Source organism: Paraburkholderia flagellata (assembly GCF_021390645.1).
GTDB lineage: Bacteria > Pseudomonadota > Gammaproteobacteria > Burkholderiales > Burkholderiaceae > Paraburkholderia > Paraburkholderia flagellata.
This window is the reverse complement of the sequence record NZ_JAJEJT010000001.1, coordinates 721,162-741,297: the sequence shown is the minus strand read 5'-3', so window position 1 is coordinate 741,297 and position 20,136 is coordinate 721,162. Positions and strand designations below refer to the sequence as shown.

10 protein-coding genes are annotated in these 20,136 nt (G+C 63.2%); 2 read left to right on the top strand and 8 right to left on the bottom strand.

The genetic code is table 11. The features are described 5' to 3' along the window. Window positions 1-2: 2 nt before the first annotated feature. The 8 genes from L0U83_RS03175 to L0U83_RS03140 form a co-directional block, all read right to left on the bottom strand. Complete coding sequence (locus tag L0U83_RS03175; RefSeq protein ID WP_233880432.1) at window positions 3-1,172, bottom strand: polysaccharide biosynthesis/export family protein; 1,170 nt, start codon at window positions 1,170-1,172, stop codon at window positions 3-5. 16 nt (window positions 1,173-1,188) lie between these two features. Next, window positions 1,189-2,523 carry an aminotransferase class I/II-fold pyridoxal phosphate-dependent enzyme gene (locus L0U83_RS03170; protein WP_233880430.1) on the bottom strand — a complete coding sequence of 445 codons (1,335 nt, stop codon included), beginning with the start codon at window positions 2,521-2,523 and terminating at the stop codon, window positions 1,189-1,191. Between the two features lie 37 nt (window positions 2,524-2,560). Further along, window positions 2,561-3,487 (bottom strand): UDP-3-O-acyl N-acetylglycosamine deacetylase, encoded by a 927-nt coding sequence (locus L0U83_RS03165; protein ID WP_233883668.1) that lies wholly within the window; start codon window positions 3,485-3,487, stop codon window positions 2,561-2,563. Next, window positions 3,484-11,133 (bottom strand): type I polyketide synthase, encoded by a 7,650-nt coding sequence (locus L0U83_RS03160; RefSeq protein ID WP_233883666.1) that lies wholly within the window; start codon window positions 11,131-11,133, stop codon window positions 3,484-3,486. The genes L0U83_RS03165 and L0U83_RS03160 overlap by 4 nt, the downstream gene beginning before the upstream one ends. Window positions 11,134-11,135: 2 nt before the next feature. After that, window positions 11,136-12,197 (bottom strand): LTA synthase family protein, encoded by a 1,062-nt coding sequence (locus tag L0U83_RS03155; RefSeq protein WP_308445016.1) that lies wholly within the window; start codon window positions 12,195-12,197, stop codon window positions 11,136-11,138. Between the two features lie 472 nt (window positions 12,198-12,669). After that, window positions 12,670-13,455 carry an SDR family NAD(P)-dependent oxidoreductase gene (locus tag L0U83_RS03150; protein ID WP_233883658.1) on the bottom strand — a complete coding sequence of 262 codons (786 nt, stop codon included), beginning with the start codon at window positions 13,453-13,455 and terminating at the stop codon, window positions 12,670-12,672. 1,350 nt (window positions 13,456-14,805) lie between these two features. Further along, window positions 14,806-15,156: a hypothetical protein gene (locus tag L0U83_RS03145; protein ID WP_233880426.1), complete on the bottom strand. Its 351-nt coding sequence runs from the start codon at window positions 15,154-15,156 to the stop codon at window positions 14,806-14,808. A gap of 208 nt (window positions 15,157-15,364) precedes the next feature. Next, on the bottom strand, window positions 15,365-16,978 hold the full coding sequence (locus L0U83_RS03140; RefSeq protein ID WP_233880421.1) for a glycosyl hydrolase family 79 C-terminal domain-containing protein: 1,614 nt from the start codon (window positions 16,976-16,978) through the stop codon (window positions 15,365-15,367). Window positions 16,979-17,939: 961 nt separating this feature from the next. Here L0U83_RS03140 and L0U83_RS03135 point away from each other — a divergent pair. Next, window positions 17,940-19,052, top strand: coding sequence for a glycosyltransferase family 4 protein (locus L0U83_RS03135; protein ID WP_233883655.1), 1,113 nt, complete (start codon window positions 17,940-17,942; stop codon window positions 19,050-19,052). A 32-nt stretch (window positions 19,053-19,084) separates the two neighbouring features. Continuing rightward, on the top strand, window positions 19,085-20,116 hold the full coding sequence (gene galE / locus L0U83_RS03130; protein WP_233880420.1) for a UDP-glucose 4-epimerase GalE: 1,032 nt from the start codon (window positions 19,085-19,087) through the stop codon (window positions 20,114-20,116). The last annotated feature ends 20 nt before the right edge of the window (window positions 20,117-20,136 follow it).

Sequence of the window (20,136 nt, the reverse complement as noted above, 5' to 3'; positions counted from 1 at the left end):
TCTTACTGGAAATCGTGGGTAAAGGCCACCGTCGGATCGGCCACCATGACGACATACGTAAGGAATTTCCGGAACTCCGCGCCAGGCGAATTCGACACGTAAATAACGTCGTGATTCTGAACCGGGAAATTCTGCGTGACAAAGAATGCCGCCGGATCGCGCAGATTGATCTCATAGACGACCGGCACCTTGCCGTTGCTGGCCTTGATCGACGGATCCGTATTGGTCACGAGCTTCGCGTCTTCAAAGCGGAACACGAAGACGCCGCGTGCGTCCGCGCGACCGTCGTTCAAGCCGCCCGAGCGAGCCAGCGCCTGCGCCAGCGAAATACCCTGCGCTTCAAACGGAATCTCGTCGTTCTTGCCTGTTGCTCCGAGTACCGAGAACGTCAACGGCTGGAACAGCGCCGTCACGACGTCGCCCGGTTCAAGCAGCACATTTTGCTTAGGGTCACGAATCACCGCGTCAAGCGGCATGGTGGCCGTCGTATTACCGCGCGAGAGCTGCACGGCCATGTGGCTAACCGGCTGCTTGAATCCACCCGCAAATGCGAACGCGTCCAGCAGCCGCTCGCCCTTCGGCGTGAGCGGCATCATCGCACTGGTGTTGACTTCGCCCACGATCGTGACATTCGAGGCATTGTTCTTCGCCACTCTCACGAGCACCTGCGGCTGGTTCGCCTTGCCCTTGAGATGGCCGACGATACTGGCCTCGATTTGCTCCGTCGTGCGCCCGGCCACGCTGACGCGGCCTGCAAAGGGAATAGTGATCGTGCCGTCGGCGGCGACCATTTGCGTAGGCAGAGTGACGCTGCTCGCCCCCGCCGAGCCGAGCGACGGCAGCGAAACCTGTGCCGTCGAACCAAACAGCATCGCGGGCGGCGTTTCCCAGATCGTCACCTCGATCACGTCACCCGGACCGATCTCGTAGTTGTTTCCCGTCGTGCTCGCGAACTTGGTCGAGAACTGCCCCAACTGCTTGGCGTCCGCGAGCTTGCGTGCCAAGGCATCGTTGACATCCACCACCTGGATGCCCTCAACGCGCCCCGAGTCATGCTGCTCCAGAACCTGCTGACGACTCGCGCCAGAAGTCGGTATCCAGTCCGGAAACGTCCCACACCCCGAAAGCACCAACGCTGCAGGAATACACACTGCCAAAAAATTCTTCTTCATGAATGCTCAAATCTGGTCACGAATTACCCGCAAGCCTTGCCACCGCCGCAACCGTGCGGCTGATCTGCTCCGGCTCATGCGTCGAACAAATGAAAAACCGCAAGCGCGCCGCTTTCTCCTCAACGGCGGGATAAAAAATCGGCTGCACGTTAATACCTTCTTCGAATAGCGCGTTCGCCCACTGCGCGGCCTTAAGCGAACTGCCCGTAATAACCGGCACAACCGCATAGCCCGCGCTCGTACCGGTATCGAGCCCGGCCGCGCGTGCCTCCCTTAGAAACTGACTGCCGCGCGCCTGTAGTTGCGCAACACGCTCGGGTTGCGCAATCAGACATTCCAGCGCCGCGAGCGAAGCTTCGGCAAGCGCCGGCGCCAAACCCACGCTGTACAGAAAACCAGGCGCCAGATGGCGCAGCATGTCGGCCAGTGGCTGACAGCCCGCGATAAAACCGCCGCAGCCAGCAAGCGTCTTGCTCATCGTGCCCATCCACAGATCGACACGGTCGGACGCCACACCGCAGTACTCGCGAATCCCCCTGCCCGTCGAACCGAGCACACCCAGCGAATGGGCTTCGTCGACCAGCAGGAACGCGCCGTGACGCTCCTTTACTTCGCAAAAGCGCTGCAGGTCGGGAAGATCGCCGTCCATGCTGTACAGGCCTTCGATCGCGATCAGCACGTTGCGATACTCGCCGCGCACGCGCGCAAGCAGTTCGTCGAGTACCTGCCAGTCGTTGTGCGCGAAACCAAGTCGCTTCGCACCGCTCAACTGAGCGCCCTGCACAATGCTGTTGTGTGCGAGCGCGTCATGAACGATCAGGTCGCCGGGACCAAAGAGCGCACCGATCACGGTCACGTTGGTCGCATGGCCGCTCACGAACGCGACGCAATCATCCGTTTCGTAGAACGATGCAAGCGCGCGCTCGAGTTCACGATGCACGGGCCGCTCCCCCGCAACGATGCGGCTCGCCGAAGCCGACGTACCATACCGGTCAATAGCCGCCTTGGCGCGCGCCGCGATCATCGGTTCGCCCGCCAGCCCGAGATAGCTATAGTTCGCGAAATTCACATACTCGCGCCCGCCGATCTGCGTCGTCGCACCCGCAATGCCGTCGTGCACGCGAAAGAATGGCGACTCAACGCGCAGCGTCTCGCCCATCTCGCGCATCAGCTTGACCTGCTGGAATTGCGGCATCGCTTCGAAGCGGCTGCGCGACGACAGCGTCTGTGCGGCCCGCACCGCCTTCGCGTCGGGCCCGCTGGGCGTCGTGACCGCATCGGTCGCGCGCTCCAGTTGGCGCTTCAGCGCTTTGGCCGCCAGTTGCTGGCGTAGTGTTTCCCCGAGTCCCATGTAATCCGATCTAACTTGTTTGTTCAGCGCGAGCGTATTACGCGTACGCCTCGACCCACTCATACGCGCCGGGCGTGCCCAGCAGCGCGGCGAGCAGCCGGTAATTCATTTCATGCGTCGGCCTCCGCGCGGTGACGTGGGCAAGCAGCGGCGCTCCCGCGAGCGCGAGATCACCGACCAGATCGAGCACGCGATGGCGCACGAACTCGTCGGGCTGGCGCAGGCCGCCCACCACACGCTTGCCGACGATCGACGCCGTACACGACGTCCGCGCGCCGCGCAGGATCGGCACGCCGCGCAGATAGCCCACGACGATCGCGGGCACGGCCCACTTGATCTGGCCGTAGGACCGCGATGACGCAATTTCCTCGGCAAAAGCGCGCGGCGTCATGCGGCCGTGCCATTCCATATCGCCGAAACCCTTGAGGTCGTTGTTATGCACGCTGAAAGCGTAGTCATCGGCCGGCTCGACGCGCATCTCGCGACGTGCCGCACCCTCGCCGTCAACAACACTCACTGCCTTGAGCACGCGCAAGAAGCGCTTCGGCTGCGGGAGCGCGGTGCGCCCGCACGCCTTGATCGCGTCAATCCAGGGCTGCGCGCTGCCATCGAGAATCGGCACCTCTTCGGCGTCGAGTTCGACGACCGCGTGATCGATCTCGCAAGCGAGCAGCGAAGCGAGCAGATGCTCGACTGTGCGCACGCCGAGACCATCATTCGCGCGCAGCATCGTGCAGAGAGGCTGACCCTGGCGCAGCGCCGGATTCGCAGCCACCGTGCCGAGTTCCCGCCCTTCGCGCATACGGCGAAACACGATACCGTGCCGCTCGCCAGCAGTCGCAGTTGCTTCGACCGGCAGAATGCGCACGTTCACGCGCCGCCCGGTGTGCAGGCCGTGCCCCGACAGTTCAAGCGTGCGCGCCAGCGTGCCCTCGCTCGCCTGCCAACCCGCAGGCAGCTTCACTCCGCAAATGCCGGCGTCGACGGACATGCCTCGTCTCCCTGTTGATCCTGATCGTTGTTTCTGTTGCGCTCAACAAACGCACGCACCTCGCTCTCGTCGAGCGCGTGGCGCGCGGCCAGCGCCGCGACTTCCTCGTTCACATCATCCGCCGCGCGCGACCCTCCTTCCGCTCCTTCGCCGTCTTTATCGATCATGTCGACGATACGCAGCGCGAGCGTATGCACGGTCGCGCCTTCGGCAATCGCCATGATCGACAGCTTCACGCCGAACGATTCCTCGACCGCCATCCCGAGCTCCATGCCCATCAGCGAGTCCATACCGAGGTCGAGCACCGAGCGGTCGAGTGCAATGCTTTCCGGTGACATGTGCAGAATGCGCGCGATGTGCCCGCGCAGCGCGGTCTCGACCAGCGCGACCGCTTCGGCCTTCGGCAACACGCGGAGTTGTTCCAGCAGCGCGCCATCCTCGTTCGCCGTCTCGGCCGCGCCGCCGCCTCGTAGCGCCATGTAGCGGCGTGCCTGCGCAGCGGGCATGCCGCGCGAGATCGCCGCCCAGTCCAGACGCACCACGGCCTCGCCGGTCACGCCGTTCGCAAGCGCGCGTTCGAGCGCCGCCATCGCCTCGCCGGAGGTGATCGACGCGCCGCCGATGCGCGCCTGCAGCGCCTCGCGCGTCACGCTGTTGCGCGCAAGGAATCCCACGTCCTCGATCGGCCCCCACGCCATGAAGGCGGCGTGCAGTCCCGCCGCCCGACGATGTGCAACGAGCGCTTCGAGGAATGCGTTGGCCGCCACGTACGCGCCCTGGCCCGGATTGCCGAGATAGGTCGTAGCCGACGAGTACAGCACGAAGAAGTCGAGCGCGCAGTGCCGCGTCGCGCGGTGCAGGTTCCATGCGCCCGCAACCTTCGGTTCGAACACGATGGCCATGCGAGCGTCGTCGATGTTGCTCAGCAGACCGTCGTCGATGCGCATTGCCGAGTGCAAAACGCCTTTGAGCGGCGTGCCGCGCGCTTCGATGGTCTCAACGAGACGGTCGAGCCCCGCCGCGTCAGTCACGTCGCACGACACCACCGTCACGGTGGCACCATGCTCGGCGCGCCAGCGTTCGAGTTCCTGCTGCTTCGCCACATCGAGCTTGCCGCCCCGGCTCGCAAGCGTAATGTGACGTGCGCCGCGTGCGATCATCCAGCGCGCACTCGCGTACCCAAGACCGCCCGTACCGCCGACGATCAAGTACGCTGCCTGCGGATCAAGACTCAGCGCAGGCTGCACGACACCGCGCGTGGGCGCAGGCGTACCAGACGGATACGTGACGAGCACCTTGCCGATCTGACGCGCCTGCTGCATGTAGCGGAACGCCTCTTCGGCGCGCGCGGCCGGGAATGCGCGATACGGCAACGGATGCAGCACGCCGCTCGCGAAGAGCGTCATCACTTCCTCGAAGAGACGCGTGGTGAGTTCGGGCAGCACGCCCATGAGCTGGTCGGCGTCGATGCCGAAATAGCTGATGTTGTTGCGGAACGGCCGCAGGCCGATCTGGCTGTTCTCATAGAAGTCGCGCTTGCCGAGTTCGAGGAAGCGGCCGAACGGGCGCAGCGTGTCAATGCCGCGCACCATCGCTTCGCCAGCGAGCGAGTTCAGCACGATATCGACGCCCTCGCCGTTCGTGCAGCCGCGCACGTCGTCGGCGAATGCAAGACTGCGCGAGTCGAACACGCGATCGGCGCCGAGCAGGCGCACGAACTCGCGCTTCTCTGCGCCGCCCGCCGTGGCGAACACTTCCGCGCCGAGATGACGGGCGATCTGGATCGCCGCGATGCCGACGCCGCCCGCGCCGCCGTGCACGAGCACGCGTTCGCCGCGGCGCAGCCGCGCGAGTTCGCACAGCGCGTAGTACGCCGTGAAGAACGTGGTGGGAATCGTGGCAGCTTCTTCGAAAGAGAGGGCCTCGGGCTTGCGTGCGATCGCGCTCGCACGCGTGACCACGCGCGTCGCGAACGAAGCAGGCGCGAAGCCGAGCACCGCGTCGCCGGGCGTCAGCCCTTCAACGCCCGCGCCAACGCGCACGATGCGGCCCGAGAGTTCCATGCCGATCGTCGCGCCCGCGAAACCGGTCTCGACCGCCTCGTCGGAAAGCAACCCCATCGAATACATGACGTCGCGGAAGTTCAGACCGGTCGCCATTGGCGCGATCTCGACTTCACCGGGATTCAGCTCGCGCGCGGGCAACGCGAACCATTCGAGGTTGCGCAGCGAGCCGGGCATGTCGAAGGCCAGCACGGCAGGCGCGGTTCCGGCCTGCGGTTCAAGCGCGGATTCGTCGCGCGACGTCTGTCGTTCGGCCGTTTGCGCCGGCAGCATGCGCGGCACGTAGCGGCCTTGTGCCGCAAGCAGCACTTCTTCCTCGCCGTCGTCGTGCGTGAGCGCGTGCGCCAGTAGCGTGACGGCCTCGCCGTTCGCCGACGCGACGTCGATCAGGCGCAGCGCAAGCGCCGGATACTCGTTCGCCATCACGCGGCCAAGACCCCACAGCGTCGCCTGCTCGGGCTGAGCGGCGCCCGCCCCAAGACCGAACGGCGCACCGCCACGCGTCACCACGCACAGGCGCGCTTGTGCGACGGCGCGTGCGGCATCGATTTCGCGCACGAGCGACGCGAGCGCAAGCGCACCACCCTGCTGCGCGCGCATGACGTCGGCACCGCTGGCGTCAGCGAGCGGCGCAAGCGGCGCGAGGAACACCATCTGCGCTTGCGTATTCTTGCGTTCGAGCCATGCGGCCGCCTCACGCGCGGGCACCGATTCGATCTGGCAGCCCAGACGAGCAAGTTCTTGCGCGAGTGCGGTACCGAACGCATCGTCGCCGTCCTGCACGATCAGCCAGGGCTGCGCATCGGCCCCACTGGTCTGCGTCTGCGGGATGGCGGACGGCTTGCGCGCGACGATCAGTGTCGGCGCGCCTTCGAGATCAAGGCCCTGCTCTGTATGGCGGGCAACGTCCTGCAGGCCAGCGCGTTCGCAAAGCGACTGGAGCGCGGCCGGCGAGAGAGCGCCATAAGCCTGCGCGGCAGCCTCGTGACCCGCTACGCCAAACACGATGTCTGCGAAACGACTACGGTGCGCATCGGCGAGCACGACGAGGCCGCCAGGAGCGAGCCGTTCGGCGATCGCTTGCAGCGCGGCGAGCGGATCGGTCTGCTCGCCAATCATACGGTTGACGACGATCACGTCGAACGGCGCGGCGTCACGGCAATGCGCGAAAAGCGGCTCGTTTTCGCCGAGCAGCAGCGTCTGCACATGAGCATGCGCTTGCCCGTCGAGCGCGGCGAGTTGCTGATACATGCCCGCCAGTACGTGCTCGCACTGCGAGGCCGGCACGTCGATGTCGAGCGGTTGCAGCACTTCGCCGCTCGTCGCCCCAATCTCCAGCACGCGCAGGCGGCGCGCCCCCGGCCAGGTTGCAAGCGCTTCCTTTACGCAGGCGGCGAGCATCGCGCGCGCATGAGCCCACGTGGGCGAGGCGTCGAAGAACTGCTCGACGAGGCTCCGCCCGGTCGGCGAGAGCAGCGCGGTCGCGGCGACGCCGGTTGTCGCTTCGCGGAGCACACGAGGCAGCGCAGCACCAACGTGAGCCAGCAGCGTCAATTCGGCGACGTGGCCCGGTGACGCCGCCAGCACGTCCCGCCACAGTGCATCGTGCGCGGGCATCGCCGTGCACGCCGCGTCGTCACGCACGAGACGTTCACCCTCGAAACGCGCAAGACCGTCTTCCACGACGATCTGAGCGAGGCGTGCGAGAAGCGGCGCATGCGCACCATTCACCAGGGCCGGCAGCTTCGGCTGCGCAAACGCATCGAGCGCATCGAGTGCGTTCAGCGCGTGCAAGCCCGCGAGCACATCGAGCAGCGGCAGCGTTTCGGTCAAATGACGCGCGCGTTGCGCGCCGTCTTCCTGTAACGCGAGGCGAGCGCTCGCACGCTCGACGAGCGCAGCCGGCGCAGGCAACGCGGCGGCCGTGAAGTCGCCAGGCAACGGCCGCGCCTCGAGCGCGTAAGCGAAACGCGCCGGCGCGGCGTGGCGGCGGCTCGTCAGGTCGACGCGACGGAAACGGCACGCAGAAAGACGCGCGACGATTGCATTGTTGGCGTCAAGGAATTCGAACGACGCGACGAGCGAATGTGGACTGCGACGCTGCACGCGCGCGAGCACGCGGCGCACCGAGTCGCCGCGCAGGAAATCGACGCGGCCAATCTGCACCGGCACGAAAGCCGCGCGCGCGTCGTCGGACGCTGCACCCGACTGGCCGAGAATCGCGAAGAGCGGATGAAAGCCGCTGTCCATCAGCGCGGGATGCAGCAGCCAGCCGGACAGTGCCTGCGCGCCGCTAAGCGCTTGCGGCGCTTCGAAGTCGGCGAGCGCGTCGTCGCCCTGGACCTGAACCGTGCGCACCCAGCGGAACGCCGGGCCGTAGCTCAAGCCGATCGCGGCGGCGCTAGCGTAGAGCGCGTCGCCGCGCATCGCGGGACTCGCTTCGAGGCGTGCCAGTACTGACTCATCAGCCACACTCTGGGCGTCGAGCGTGCTGCCGCTTTCGAGCAGGCGGCCCGTCACGTTGAGGTTCCACGGACCGTCGCTCATCCGTTCGCGCGTTTCGATCGTAAACGACGCGGTGCGTGCGTCGATCACGAAGCGGAACAGCTTCGCGTGCTGCGGCTGGAACACGACCGGCATGCGAATCTCGACGTTCTCCAGCGCAACGTCCGATGTGCGGAAAAACACGCGCGCCGCAGCCAGCGCCATCTCAACGTAGCCCGCGCCCGGAAACGCGACGCCACCGTCGACGACGTGATCGGCGAGCATCGGCACGCGCTGCGGATCCAGCTGGTTTTCCCACGCGAACGCGTGTTCGTGCAGACGGTAGCCGAGCAGCGGATGATCGACGCGGCGGTTCACGAGGTTGTAGCCCTCGGCGGTCGCCTTCTGCCAGTGGCGCTCGCGCTGCCAGGGATAGGTCGGCAACGCAATGTTTGACACCGGCGACGCGAGCGGCACGAAACGGTCGAGATCGACAGCAGCGCCGTGCGCGACGGCCAAGAGCATCGAATGTTCGAGCATCTCCGCGCTGTCGTGATGACGCTTGAGCGTGGGCACGACGGCGCCGGCGAGCTTCAGGCTCGTGAGCGTCTGCTTGACGTAGTGGCGCAGGATCGAGTGCGGCGCGATTTCGATGAACACGCGCACGCCCGTCTCGACGAGACCCGCGACCGCTTCGTGGAAGCGCACCGGCTCGCGGATGTTGCGCCACCAGTAACCTGCATCGAGTGCAACACCGGAAAGCGTGCTGCCAGTGACGGTCGAGACGTAGCGCTTCGCACCTTCGCGCGGCGCAAGATCGGCGAGACCGACGCGTACGACGGGCTCGATTTCGTCCATGCGGCTGCTGTGGAACGCGTAATCGAGATCGAGGATCTGGAAGAAGCTGCCGTTCGCGTCGAGCGAAGCGCCAATCGCCGCAAGCCCTTCGGAGGAACCTGCGAGCGTGACGGCTTCGGGGCTGTTGGTGCCGGCCACTTCGACCACCGCGGTAAGCCCAAGTCGCGCGATCAACTCTCGCGCTTCAGATTCGCCGATGCCGGCGGCGGCCATCTTGCCGGTGCCGCGCGTGAGACCCTGCGCCGCACTGCGAATGCGGATCACGCGCACGGCTTCGGCGAGCGTCAGCGCACCCGATGCCCACGCGGCCGCGATTTCGCCGACGCTGTGTCCAACCGCCGCGTCGAAGCCGATGCCGCGCGCTTCGAGCGCGCGCGTGATGCCGACCTGGATCGCGAACAGCAATGGCTGCGCGTTCTCCGTAGCGGCGAGCCATTCGGCGCTCGCACCGGCGCACAGCACAGCAACGAGCGAGTCGCTGCCGTCGGCGCACCACAGCGCATCGACTTCGTCGAGCGCGGCTCGGAATACTTTGTCTTCCGCGTAAAGCTGCTTGCCCATGCCGGCCCACTGGCAGCCGTTGCCCGCGTAGACGAACGCCACCTGGGCGCCCGACTCCACGGCTTCGCCGCGCGCGACGTATGCGGGCAGCGCCTGATCGGACGAATCCGCGATCAACTCGAGAGCAGCATGGCCTGCGTGCGAATCAGGCGGCGCGATTACCACGCGCTTTTCCAGCCATTGACGACGTCGTGCAGCGCTGGCCGCGAGCGCGGCCCACTCGACACCTTCGTCGAGACGCGCAAGATAGCGCGCGGCGAGCGCAGCAATCGCTGCCGGCGAGCGCGCCGTGAGCACGAGCGGTGGCAATGCCGCGTTGGCCTTGACTGCCTCAAGCGACGCCGGGGGTGCGGCTGCGTGTGCCACTTCCGCGAGCACAACGTGCGCGTTGGTGCCGCCGAAGCCGAACGAATTGACGCCGACCGTCAACGGCGCGCCATCTCGGCGCGCAAGCGGCGTGAAGCGGTCGACGACGCGCAGGCGGCCGCCTTCGAAATCGATGGCTGGGTTCGGCGTTTCGAAATGAAGCGAGCGCGGCACCGCACCGTGCTTCAGGCAAAGAATCGCCTTGAAGAGGCCCGCCATGCCCGAGGCGGTTTCGAGGTGGCCGATGTTAGTCTTGACCGAGCCGATCAGCAGCGGATCGTCAGAGGGGCGGCCGCCTGCGACAGCCTCGATCAGCGCGCGCGCCTCGATCGGATCGCCAACCGCGGTTCCAGTGCCGTGCGCTTCCAGATAAGCGAGCGAGCGCGGATCGACGCCCGCGCGGCGGTAAACCGTGCGCAGCAGCTCGGCCTGCATCGCTGTCGTCGGCACGCTGATGCCGCCGTGCGAATGACCGTCGGAGTTCACACCCGAACCGGCGATGACCGCGTGAATCGTGTCGCCGTCCGCGAGTGCGCGATCGAGCGGCTTGAGCAGCACGAACGCACCACCTTCGGAGCGCACGTAGCCGTCGCCGGTCGCGTCGAACGCGCGGCAGCGGCCACGCGGCGACAGCATCGACGCCTTCGCGAAGCTCACGAAAGTGAACGGATGCAGCAGCAGGTTGACGCCGCCCGCAAGCGCCATTTCGGTCTCGCCAGACTGCAGCGCTTGCACCGCCTGATGCAGCGCGACGATCGAAGAGGAGCACGCGGTATCGACCGACATGCTCGGACCGCGCAGATCGAACAGATAGGAAACGCGATTGGAAGCGATGCTGAGCGTGTTGCCCGTGGCCGAGTACGGATCGATCCAGTTCAGGTCGTCCATGCTGCGGTTGCCGTAGTCCATGCTCGCGACGCCGACGTAGACGCCGCAGTCGCGCCCGCGCATCTCGGCCGGACGCACACCGGCGTCCTCGAACGCTTCCCACGCGAGTTCGAGCAGCAGGCGCTGCTGCGGATCCATCTGGGTCGCCTCGCGCGGCGAAATGCCGAAGAACGCGGCATCGAAACCAGCCACGTCGTCGAGCACGCCCGCTGAGAACGTATAGCTCTTGCCCGGCTCTTTTTTGTTCGGGTGCTGGTAGAACGCCGTGCCGAAACGCTCGGACGGCACGGCCGTCACGGCGTCGCGCTCGTCACAGAGCAGTTGCCAGAAGTCTTCGGGCCCTTGAACTCCGCCGGGAAAGCGACATGCCATCCCGACAATTGCGATTTTCCTTTCCATCTTCATGCCGGCATCTGCTGCAAATCGTTCCGCGTATCGGTGTCAACGCCATTCGCGTGCATCATCGCGCGTTGTATCGTGGAGCCGAGCGTCTCGACGCTGACGTCTCGCCGCTTGCCGAGATCGTTCCCGAAGTTGCGCCAAATAAAGTAGTCACTGCGGACTGGTTCCGTTGCGAGCGCATCGAATACGGAACTCAACGCAGGAACGTGGTCACCATAAAAGCACACGACAGTCGGGCGGCCGCTTTCGCGCAAATGATCGGTCAACCGGCCGATCATCGCGTCCGCGTTTTCCACATGCCGGAGGTAGGCGGTCAGGTCGCGCCAGGGCGCGTCGTCTCCCAGCGTGTGCCGCGATCGCGCCTCCCCCTGTGAGACCGTCTCCAGGTGCAACGGGCCGTGGTTTTCCATCGTGATCGCAAAGGCGAACACCGGTCTTTCATCACGGTCCGGCAGGACATCGATGATCTTCTCTGCCACCGCGAGATCCCCAACGTAGGGGCCCACACGAGACGCACTCTCGAAATTCTTGATGTCGAAGAAGCGTTCGAAATGCATATGCTGGAACGCCCGGCGGCGGCCGAAAAAGCTCGCGTGATAGGGATGCACGGCCATCGTGCGATAGCCACCGCGGCTGAAATAACCCGCCAGCGACGCGCACGCCCGGCGCACGAACATATATGGATAAAAGCGCGCGTAGCCCAGTTCGGACGATGTCAAGCCTGTGAGCATCGCGAATTCGCTGCGCATCGTATTCGCGCCCCACGCCGGCACCGTCAATTGGCCTTGCTCGAACGACTCACGCTTCACGCGATCGAAATGCACGTAGGGCGCGCGAGACACAAACTCGCCCAGCCGGCGGGCGTCGAAATACGATTCGCTCTGAATGACGATGACATCGGGACGGACGTCGGGACGACCCACCGCAAATGGACTTGCACGCATGGCGCGAGCGAATGCGCGCCGTTGCGCGCTGCTCAACCCGTTGATCAAATAAGCCACGAATGCGGCGAAAAACCCGAATCGACGTTGATCCGAGAATGGGTGCAGCGTGAGCGGCAACCGGTGAGAGAGCGAGCAACACACGGGCAAAGCCAGCAACGCAACGATAGCCGCGACGCCTCGCTGCGCGATTGCCACAGGGCTCTCGGCGATGAACGCCGCCGCTGCAACCGCAATGCCGAGGAGCACGACGGTGAGTTTGCCGACACCGAGAAACGGCAAATACAGACGTGGATGGGAGAGCGCCTGACTGAAAAGGCTCAAGTCGCTAAAAACTAGTGGCTCGCGCAACGATGCATGTTTGGCGTTGCCGACGACAGCGAGCAAGACCATCAGCACGAGCGCGACACCCGCTGAAAACAATGGCCGCCCCGTCAGCGCGAGGCAAACCGCCGCCACGACAGCAAGCGCCGCCACATGCAGCGTCAGCGCATCTGCTGGACGACGGAGCGACGATCTGGTGACAGCGATCGCTTCAACGACGAAGGAACTTGCGACCATGCCGGCCGCGATTGCAAAACCGAGCAGCACTTCACATATTCCGGCGAGGGACTTGAAACAGGAAACCGAGGATTGTGTCGGCGATAGCGGCCGGCAGCAGACGCAACAACTTGAGCCCAAGTGTCAAGCTGAACGGGAAAGCGATTTCGACTCGACGCCGCGCGAGGCGCTTCTTGATAAACGAGGCGGCCTTTTCGGCACTCCACATGAAGGGCTTGTTGCCAGGGAAGACGTCGCTCATCGCCGTGCGCACGAAACCCGGCATCACGACCGAAATACCGACATGGTCGCGCGCGAGAACCGGACGCACAGAGTCGCAGTAGGCCACGAGCGCTGCCTTGCTCACGCAATAAGCCGGCGAGATCGCCATCCCCCGCAACCCGGCGAGCGAACTGACAATCGCGATCTGGCCACGGCGACGCGTACGCATGCGTTCGATAGCGGGCAGCACCGTATGCAAGGCGCCGTAGAGATTGATATCGACAACTTCGGCAGTGCGTCCAGCGCCTTCCCAGTCGTCAGATGAGCGGAGCGTGCTGGCAACGCCAGCGTTTGCGATCAGCAAGTCGATCGGGTGTCGCGCGTCGAGATCCTGAATCCACGACTGAACCGCCACTGCATCGCGGACGTCCATGCAGCCCGCCACAACTTCGGCGCCGCGCGCGCGGCACTCCGATGCAACGGCTTCAAGGCGCTCAACGTTTCTTCCGGTCAATCCCAGCGTGATACCAGGGGCGGAGTAGCACAAGGCCAGCGCGCGCCCGAGACCGGCGCTAGCACCAGTGATAACGATTACACGCGGCCCACTTGCACTCACCCTACCTCCCCGATTGCAGGCAAATTTGCTTTGCCATGGCCTATGAATGGAGTTTCTTGTTTCTCTTTTTAGCAGTCGCGCGTGGATTAACATCCGCTGACCGCTATTGAAATCACGCGACGAGAGACCGTTTGCTGCTACCGCTAACAATTGCTCACGCGTCTTAAACCACGAAGACGCGAAATCCACGCGCGCAATCAATGCGCGAGCGGTCACCAATCAAACCTGAAAAGGACCCGTGCAATGCCCCACGGCTAAAGTCGTAGGAACCGAAGCTTGCAACAAGTAGGAAACAGTAAGCTCGTGGCGAGTCGGCGCAATCATACCGTAAGACATTTCTTTCATGCCATTACAAACTTCATTACTTCGGTAAGAAAGTGGCAGCTTCGCAACAGCGAACAATTACGGGCCATTACAAGCCATTTTGCGGCCAACTACGTTAAGGGCCAGATCGATCACCTAGACCTGAGATCACCCAACGCAGAAATGTATGCGTAATGAATCGAGGCAAAGCGTCCATCCCCGAAACTTGCCGGCGTTTACACGTAAGAATTCGAAAGCAATCGGTAATGCGCCTGGCATAAGCAGCTAGAACATCCTTAAAATCGCATCGACATTTTGTCTGATCAAATCATCTCCGCAAACGTTTTACTTCCGATAAATGACTCGAATCCCGCACTAATTCGCCGCATTCACCAATACGCAATTGCTTGCCGATTAAGACATGATGCAATCCATTCTATTAACTGCGCCATCCAGTCCTTCGACAGTAATAGTGCGCGAACCTCGCATTTATTCGGGGCGTCACGCTGTTACGCCTCTGGCACGCGTCGTACATCGGCCAGGACAGCGGCCGGGCAGCACAAAGGTGTCAAGGTCAAAGCGCAGGCGCCTCGCATGGGGCACCCGTCGTCAGCTTTGCTCACAAGCGGTATCGATGTGGCAAGGACAAACGGTGTTCGCTACCCCCGCTTTCCGCTGACACTGTGACAGTGTGGCTCTTCCTTCGCGAATGTCCTCGTTGCCCCTACAACGATCGCCACGCCACACGCCTCGCCACGCAGTACCACGGCAAAAAGCACTCATTTGTAACACCGCAATCCTCGTGCTCTTCAAGCGCGAGGTCGGTCACGATACAGCAACCCAAGTTTCGCATTTAGGATTGGGCGCCATAGTTGTTGGATTGCACACTCACGGATAGTGCGACTGCCTCCGTGCGTGCCGTGGGCTTGCATGGGCTTGTGAGCAAAAAGAGCGCGTGATGGCCGAAGAGCACATTCCCTTCACAAGCGCCTGGAAAAACAGCGCTTGCCAAGGGCTGTCGCGCGATACTCGCAGCGACACACCAGATTAGAACGCGGATAGCGGCCCTATGTAACCGCGTGTGGCCATCGCGGTCAGAATCGCGGACAGGGCCGGCAGCACCAGATCGAGCACTTTGTAGGCATCCCAGTCCCAAGGGAACCAGCCGATCGCCCAGGTATAAGCGTGCGACTCGAAAGCGAGCGATTCCTCAGCGTCCAGGGTTTCGAGCTCACTCTCAAGTTTCTTACGCGACCAATACCAGACGATTACGGCAAGCGCTCCAATTCGAAAGTTGAACAGCAGGCCGACCGGCACCTGGACGAGCAATCCCTCAAGGCAGTGAGACAGCGACATGCGCCACCTTGCCGCAGCGAACCAGTCCAACAGCGCATTCATAGAGACGATCCTCCTTCTGTCATGAGCCCGCACGTGCAGCTATGGTTCTGCACTGGCCGTGAGTTCGGTGCCAAGCCCCGGTTAAGGACGTACCAAAACCGCGGCACCAGGCAGTAGTCGACAAACCATATGCGGCCGGAAGCCGGGTAGTCACCGGGTTGCCGATACCGCTGACGCCGCGGAGAGACTGTATGACGGGTCGCGCCAGCTACCGAATGCGAATCAATGCCGCACTGACCGGTGCCACATGCACGGTCACACGCTGATCCGTCACGTCGAGCGTTTGCTGCGGTGTTCCTTGCCATGCGCCGTCTAACGCCACCGCCTGCCCGCCAAACGTGATTCCTGCTCCGCTGTTATAGATGCCCGGATTGGCCAGTTGATCGGCTGCGTTCGCCCCCGACGAAGCCAGTGTCATCACGGTAGCCCGCGATGCCGACGCGTCAAGCTGGATGGTCACGTTCGCTCCATTGTCCGAATCCTTGTTGTTGACGACGACATAGGTGGCGCCGCTACCCGTCGCAACCGCGAATGCGCTTACCGCCACATCACTCGCACTGAGCGCCGTCGTCAAAAGCTGTCCGCTCGCACCGTCCGCGAATATCTGCGAAAAGAACATCAGCGCATAGTAAAGAGGCTGCACCGCGGTGACGACGCCCTGCGCATCGCCAATCACGGCATAGCTGTCGATTGATCCGTTGTTGTGGAAATTCAAGCCGCTTGCACCGTACTGAGCATGCGTGAAAATGAAATCGACCGCCCACAACGCACTTGCAAACACATTGCTCACGCCCGCGGGAAGGGCGCTGCTGAAGTACGAATTAGCCTCGTCGATCCTGAACGGAATCCCGGCCTGCTGCGAGACAGACTGCAATTTCTGCAGCTCGGCGACGAGGCTCGTATCAGGGTAGTTCAGCATGCCGGCGATCGTCGGCGCTGCACTGCTGTAGTTGCTGATGTAATAATGCTCAGTCACCAGCGCGATCTTCCCGGTCTCGCTCACCGCGAACGATTCGGCCCAGCCTGACGTGCCGCTCGAAGCCGCCGGTCCGCTGAACACGGCGCCATTGACAGCGTTCGCGATGGCCTGCGCAAACTGGTTCCAGCCCGAAATCGTGCCCTGCGCGACAGTACCCCCGTTAAGAAAGATATCGTAGGTTATCCCGCTGAGATTCGGCGTCCTGCTGTCGCCGTATTGATCGGGCTCGTTGCCTATCTCGAAGGCAAGCAACTGGCCGCCGAGCTGCTGCGCAACGTACGCGGCTTCATCGGCCGCGAGCGATGGCGAACTCGTCGAGCCGCGCGCGCCAGCGAAATTAATGCCGTAGATCACTTTCCACCTGGGGCACCGCTTGATGAACTTCGCGAAGTTCGCAACATCGATGCGAGAGACCTGTCCTTTGGTTTGCCCTACTCCCGCGGGCGTCCACGTGTTGCGATCGACGGTGTTCCCGCCGATGCGCAGCATCCCTGCACCGAGTGCATTGAGCAGTCCAATCAGATTCGTATTGCCCGGACCGAAGTAGACGCCCGGCGAAGTATTGATATGGCCTTTTTCGTAGCTCAAGCTCGCAAAACTCGCATCGAGCGTTGCAGTATTGGGCATGGCTTGCTGCACGCTCAGCGTCATCGGAACGCCAGCTGGCAGCGTACTCGACTGGTCGGGCGTCGTTGCGGCTTGCGATCCCGAACTGCCGCCGCCACACCCGGCCAGCATCGATACGGCGGCGCACGCGCCTAAACGGATGAACCCGCGCCGGTCCATCGCTGCCAGCACCTGATTCCCGTCCGCGTACACCAGTCGGCTATTTTTTGTTCTCATCAATTTCCCCTCAGAGTCAACAACGCCAAGCGGATACTCCGGTCGTAGTCAAGTTGTTGCGCGACACCATGTTCTGAGTTCTTACGCATTGCTTATGAATTGCACCACCTCGCCGCCTTTCAATGTCAGACGGTCACTGAGCAACGCGGGTGATCCTCGAGCCACCGGATGACGCTTCACAAGCGGTTGATGCGTTTATGGCTTGCCTGAGCTTCGAGAATCTCCCTGGAGAGCCTGATTCGCGCGGCCAAAGCCGGAGGAGATCACCAAGTGAGTCTCCGATGCACATTGAATCGCAGTAGGCCGGTCGCCAACCTGACAAATCCGGATCGACATCGAATTGGCACCGAACAGGCCCAAGCGGCCAACACGCAAACGTTTGACCTTCTACTTCTCGTTCACGGCCAAAAACCGAATTACTTGAGGTTGGGTTAACATTCCGTGTAGCCATCCGTGTGTCTCCAACGCCATCGGAACTTGAATCGACACACAGCAGTTCGATTGCAGACGCGTCGCCGTCCTCGCACGGTCGTCGGCTCGTGGGCGATGCGAGTGCATGGCCGTTCGCCGCACTTCAGGTTCATCTTAGCCGCGGTTCTGACTTCGCCGGCTAGACAATATCTCAATGCTATCGCGTTTCAACGACTGCCTCCCTCGCAGACGATCGGCGCGGCCGGATCTCCATCGAGCATCTGGAGCCCCGCTGTGCTCGAACATGCGCTAGCCTCCGCCGTCGACGAAAAGCTCACATGAGTTGGCGCTGCCGATTTGCGCCCTCGGATCGGCGCCAGCCGAGTCTACCCACGGGCGAAACATGCCCTGTCCGGCCTTTCCCCGGTAAACTTCTGCCTTTTCGGGTTCACCCACCGCAACCAGATCAGCACTATCAGCTATCCACGTGAGAACGAATGAAACCGCTGCGGCGGCTGCTTACGCCGCCCGGCGCACGAAGCCCCTCCACATCACCCTCGTCTGCAATACCGCCTGGGCGATCTACACCTACCGTCGCGGTTTCCTGCGCGCGCTGACCCAAAGCGGCGCGCGAGTCACCGTGATCGCGCCGCGCGACCGCACCTTTGAGCCGCTCGAACAAATGGGCTGTCGGTGCATCGAACTGCCGGTGGCCTCGAAAGGAACGAACCCGCTCGACGACTTGCGCACGCTCCTCGCGCTCTTCAAGCACTACCGCGCGCTCAAGCCCGACGTCGTCTTCCACTACACGATCAAGCCCAACATCTACGGCTCGATTGCAGCGTGGCTTGCGCGCGTGCCATCCGTGGCTGTAACGACGGGCCTTGGCTACGTCTTCATTCGGAAGAGCCGCGCTGCCGAGGTCGCCAAACGACTCTACCGCTTTGCGTTCCGATTTCCGCGCGAAGTCTGGTTCCTCAATCGCGACGACGAGGCCGCCTTCATGGACGGCAACCTCCTCGTGCATCCCGAGCGCGCAAGGCTGCTTCACGGCGAAGGCGTCGATCTCGAGGACTTCCCGTTCACTCCGCTGCCCGCGCGCGCCGAATTTGCCTTCGTTTTGATTGGCCGACTGCTGTGGGACAAAGGCGTAGGCGAATATGTCGAGGCCGCCCGCGCACTGCGCGTGCGCTATCCTCACGCGCGCTTTCAGTTGCTCGGCCCGGTGGGTGTGGACAACCCGAGCGCCATCTCGCGTGACGAGGTCGCAGCGTGGGAACGCGAAGGTGTGATCGAATACCTTGGCGAGACGGCCGACGTACGGCCTTATATCGCTGATGCCAATTGTGTGGTCCTACCCTCTTATCGCGAAGGCGTGCCACGCACGCTGATGGAGGCCAGCGCTATGGGGCGGCCGATCGTGGCCACTGACGTGCCCGGGTGTCGCGAAGTCGTCGCCGATGGCGAAAATGGGCTGCTCTGCCAGGCACGCAACCCGGCCTCGCTGGCCACCAGCCTCGCGCGTATGCTCGACCTCGGCGACGCGGCTCGCGCCGCCATGGCCGGGCGCGGCCGGAAAAAAATAGAGAAAGAATTCGACGAACGCGTTGTGGTACAACGCTATCGGGAACTGATCCGGGAAATCACCGGGTCGACATTTTGATCGAAACTTGATTTCTCGGGAATGAACACGGCATGACTGCGACGAATTCAAAGGGCACCATCCTCGTCACCGGCGGCGCGGGCTACATCGGCTCGCACACCTGCGTCGAACTGCTCAATGACGGCTATGACGTGGTCGCCGTCGACAATCTCGTGAACAGCCGAAGCGAATCGCTCAAGCGCGTCGAGCAGATCACGGGCAAGCCGGTCGCGTTCTATGAAGCCGATGTGCGCGACGCGGCCGCCCTTTCGCGCATCTTCGAGGCGCACAGCGTCACCGGCGTGATCCATTTCGCGGCACTAAAGGCCGTGGGCGAGTCGGTCGCAAAGCCCATCGAGTATTATCGCAACAACGTGGACGGTCTACTGGTCGTGCTCGATGTGATGCGCCAGCACGGTGTCAAGCAGTTCGTGTTCAGTTCATCGGCAACCGTGTATGGCGTGCCCGAGCGCTCGCCCATTGACGAATCGTTTCCGCTTTCCGCGACGAATCCGTACGGTCAGTCAAAACTCATCGCAGAGCAGATCCTGCGCGATGTCGAGATCTCGGACCCGTCGTGGCGCATCGCCGTGCTGCGTTATTTCAATCCGGTGGGCGCGCATGAGAGCGGCTTGATCGGCGAAGATCCAGCCGGCATCCCGAACAATCTGATGCCGTATGTCGCGCAAGTGGCGGTCGGTAAGCTCGAGAAGCTGCGCGTTTTCGGGGGCGACTATCCGACACCGGATGGTACGGGCGTGCGCGACTACATTCACGTGGTTGATCTGGCCAAGGGCCACCTCAAGGCGATCGATGCGCTCGCTTCGCGCGGTGAAGGCTTTGTCGTGAATCTCGGCACCGGGCACGGCTATAGCGTGCTCGAACTCGTGAGGGCGTTCGAACAGGCGTCAGGGCGGCCCGTGCTTTATGAGATCGTGGCGCGCCGGCCCGGCGATATTGCCGAGTGCTATGCAAATCCGGTTGCGGCGGAGAACGTCATCGGCTGGAAGGCAGAGTTCGGGATCGCGCGCATGTGCGTGGACCACTGGCGCTGGCAGGAGAGGAATCCGCGGGGGTTTAAGTAAGTCTGAACGCAGCCGCGCTG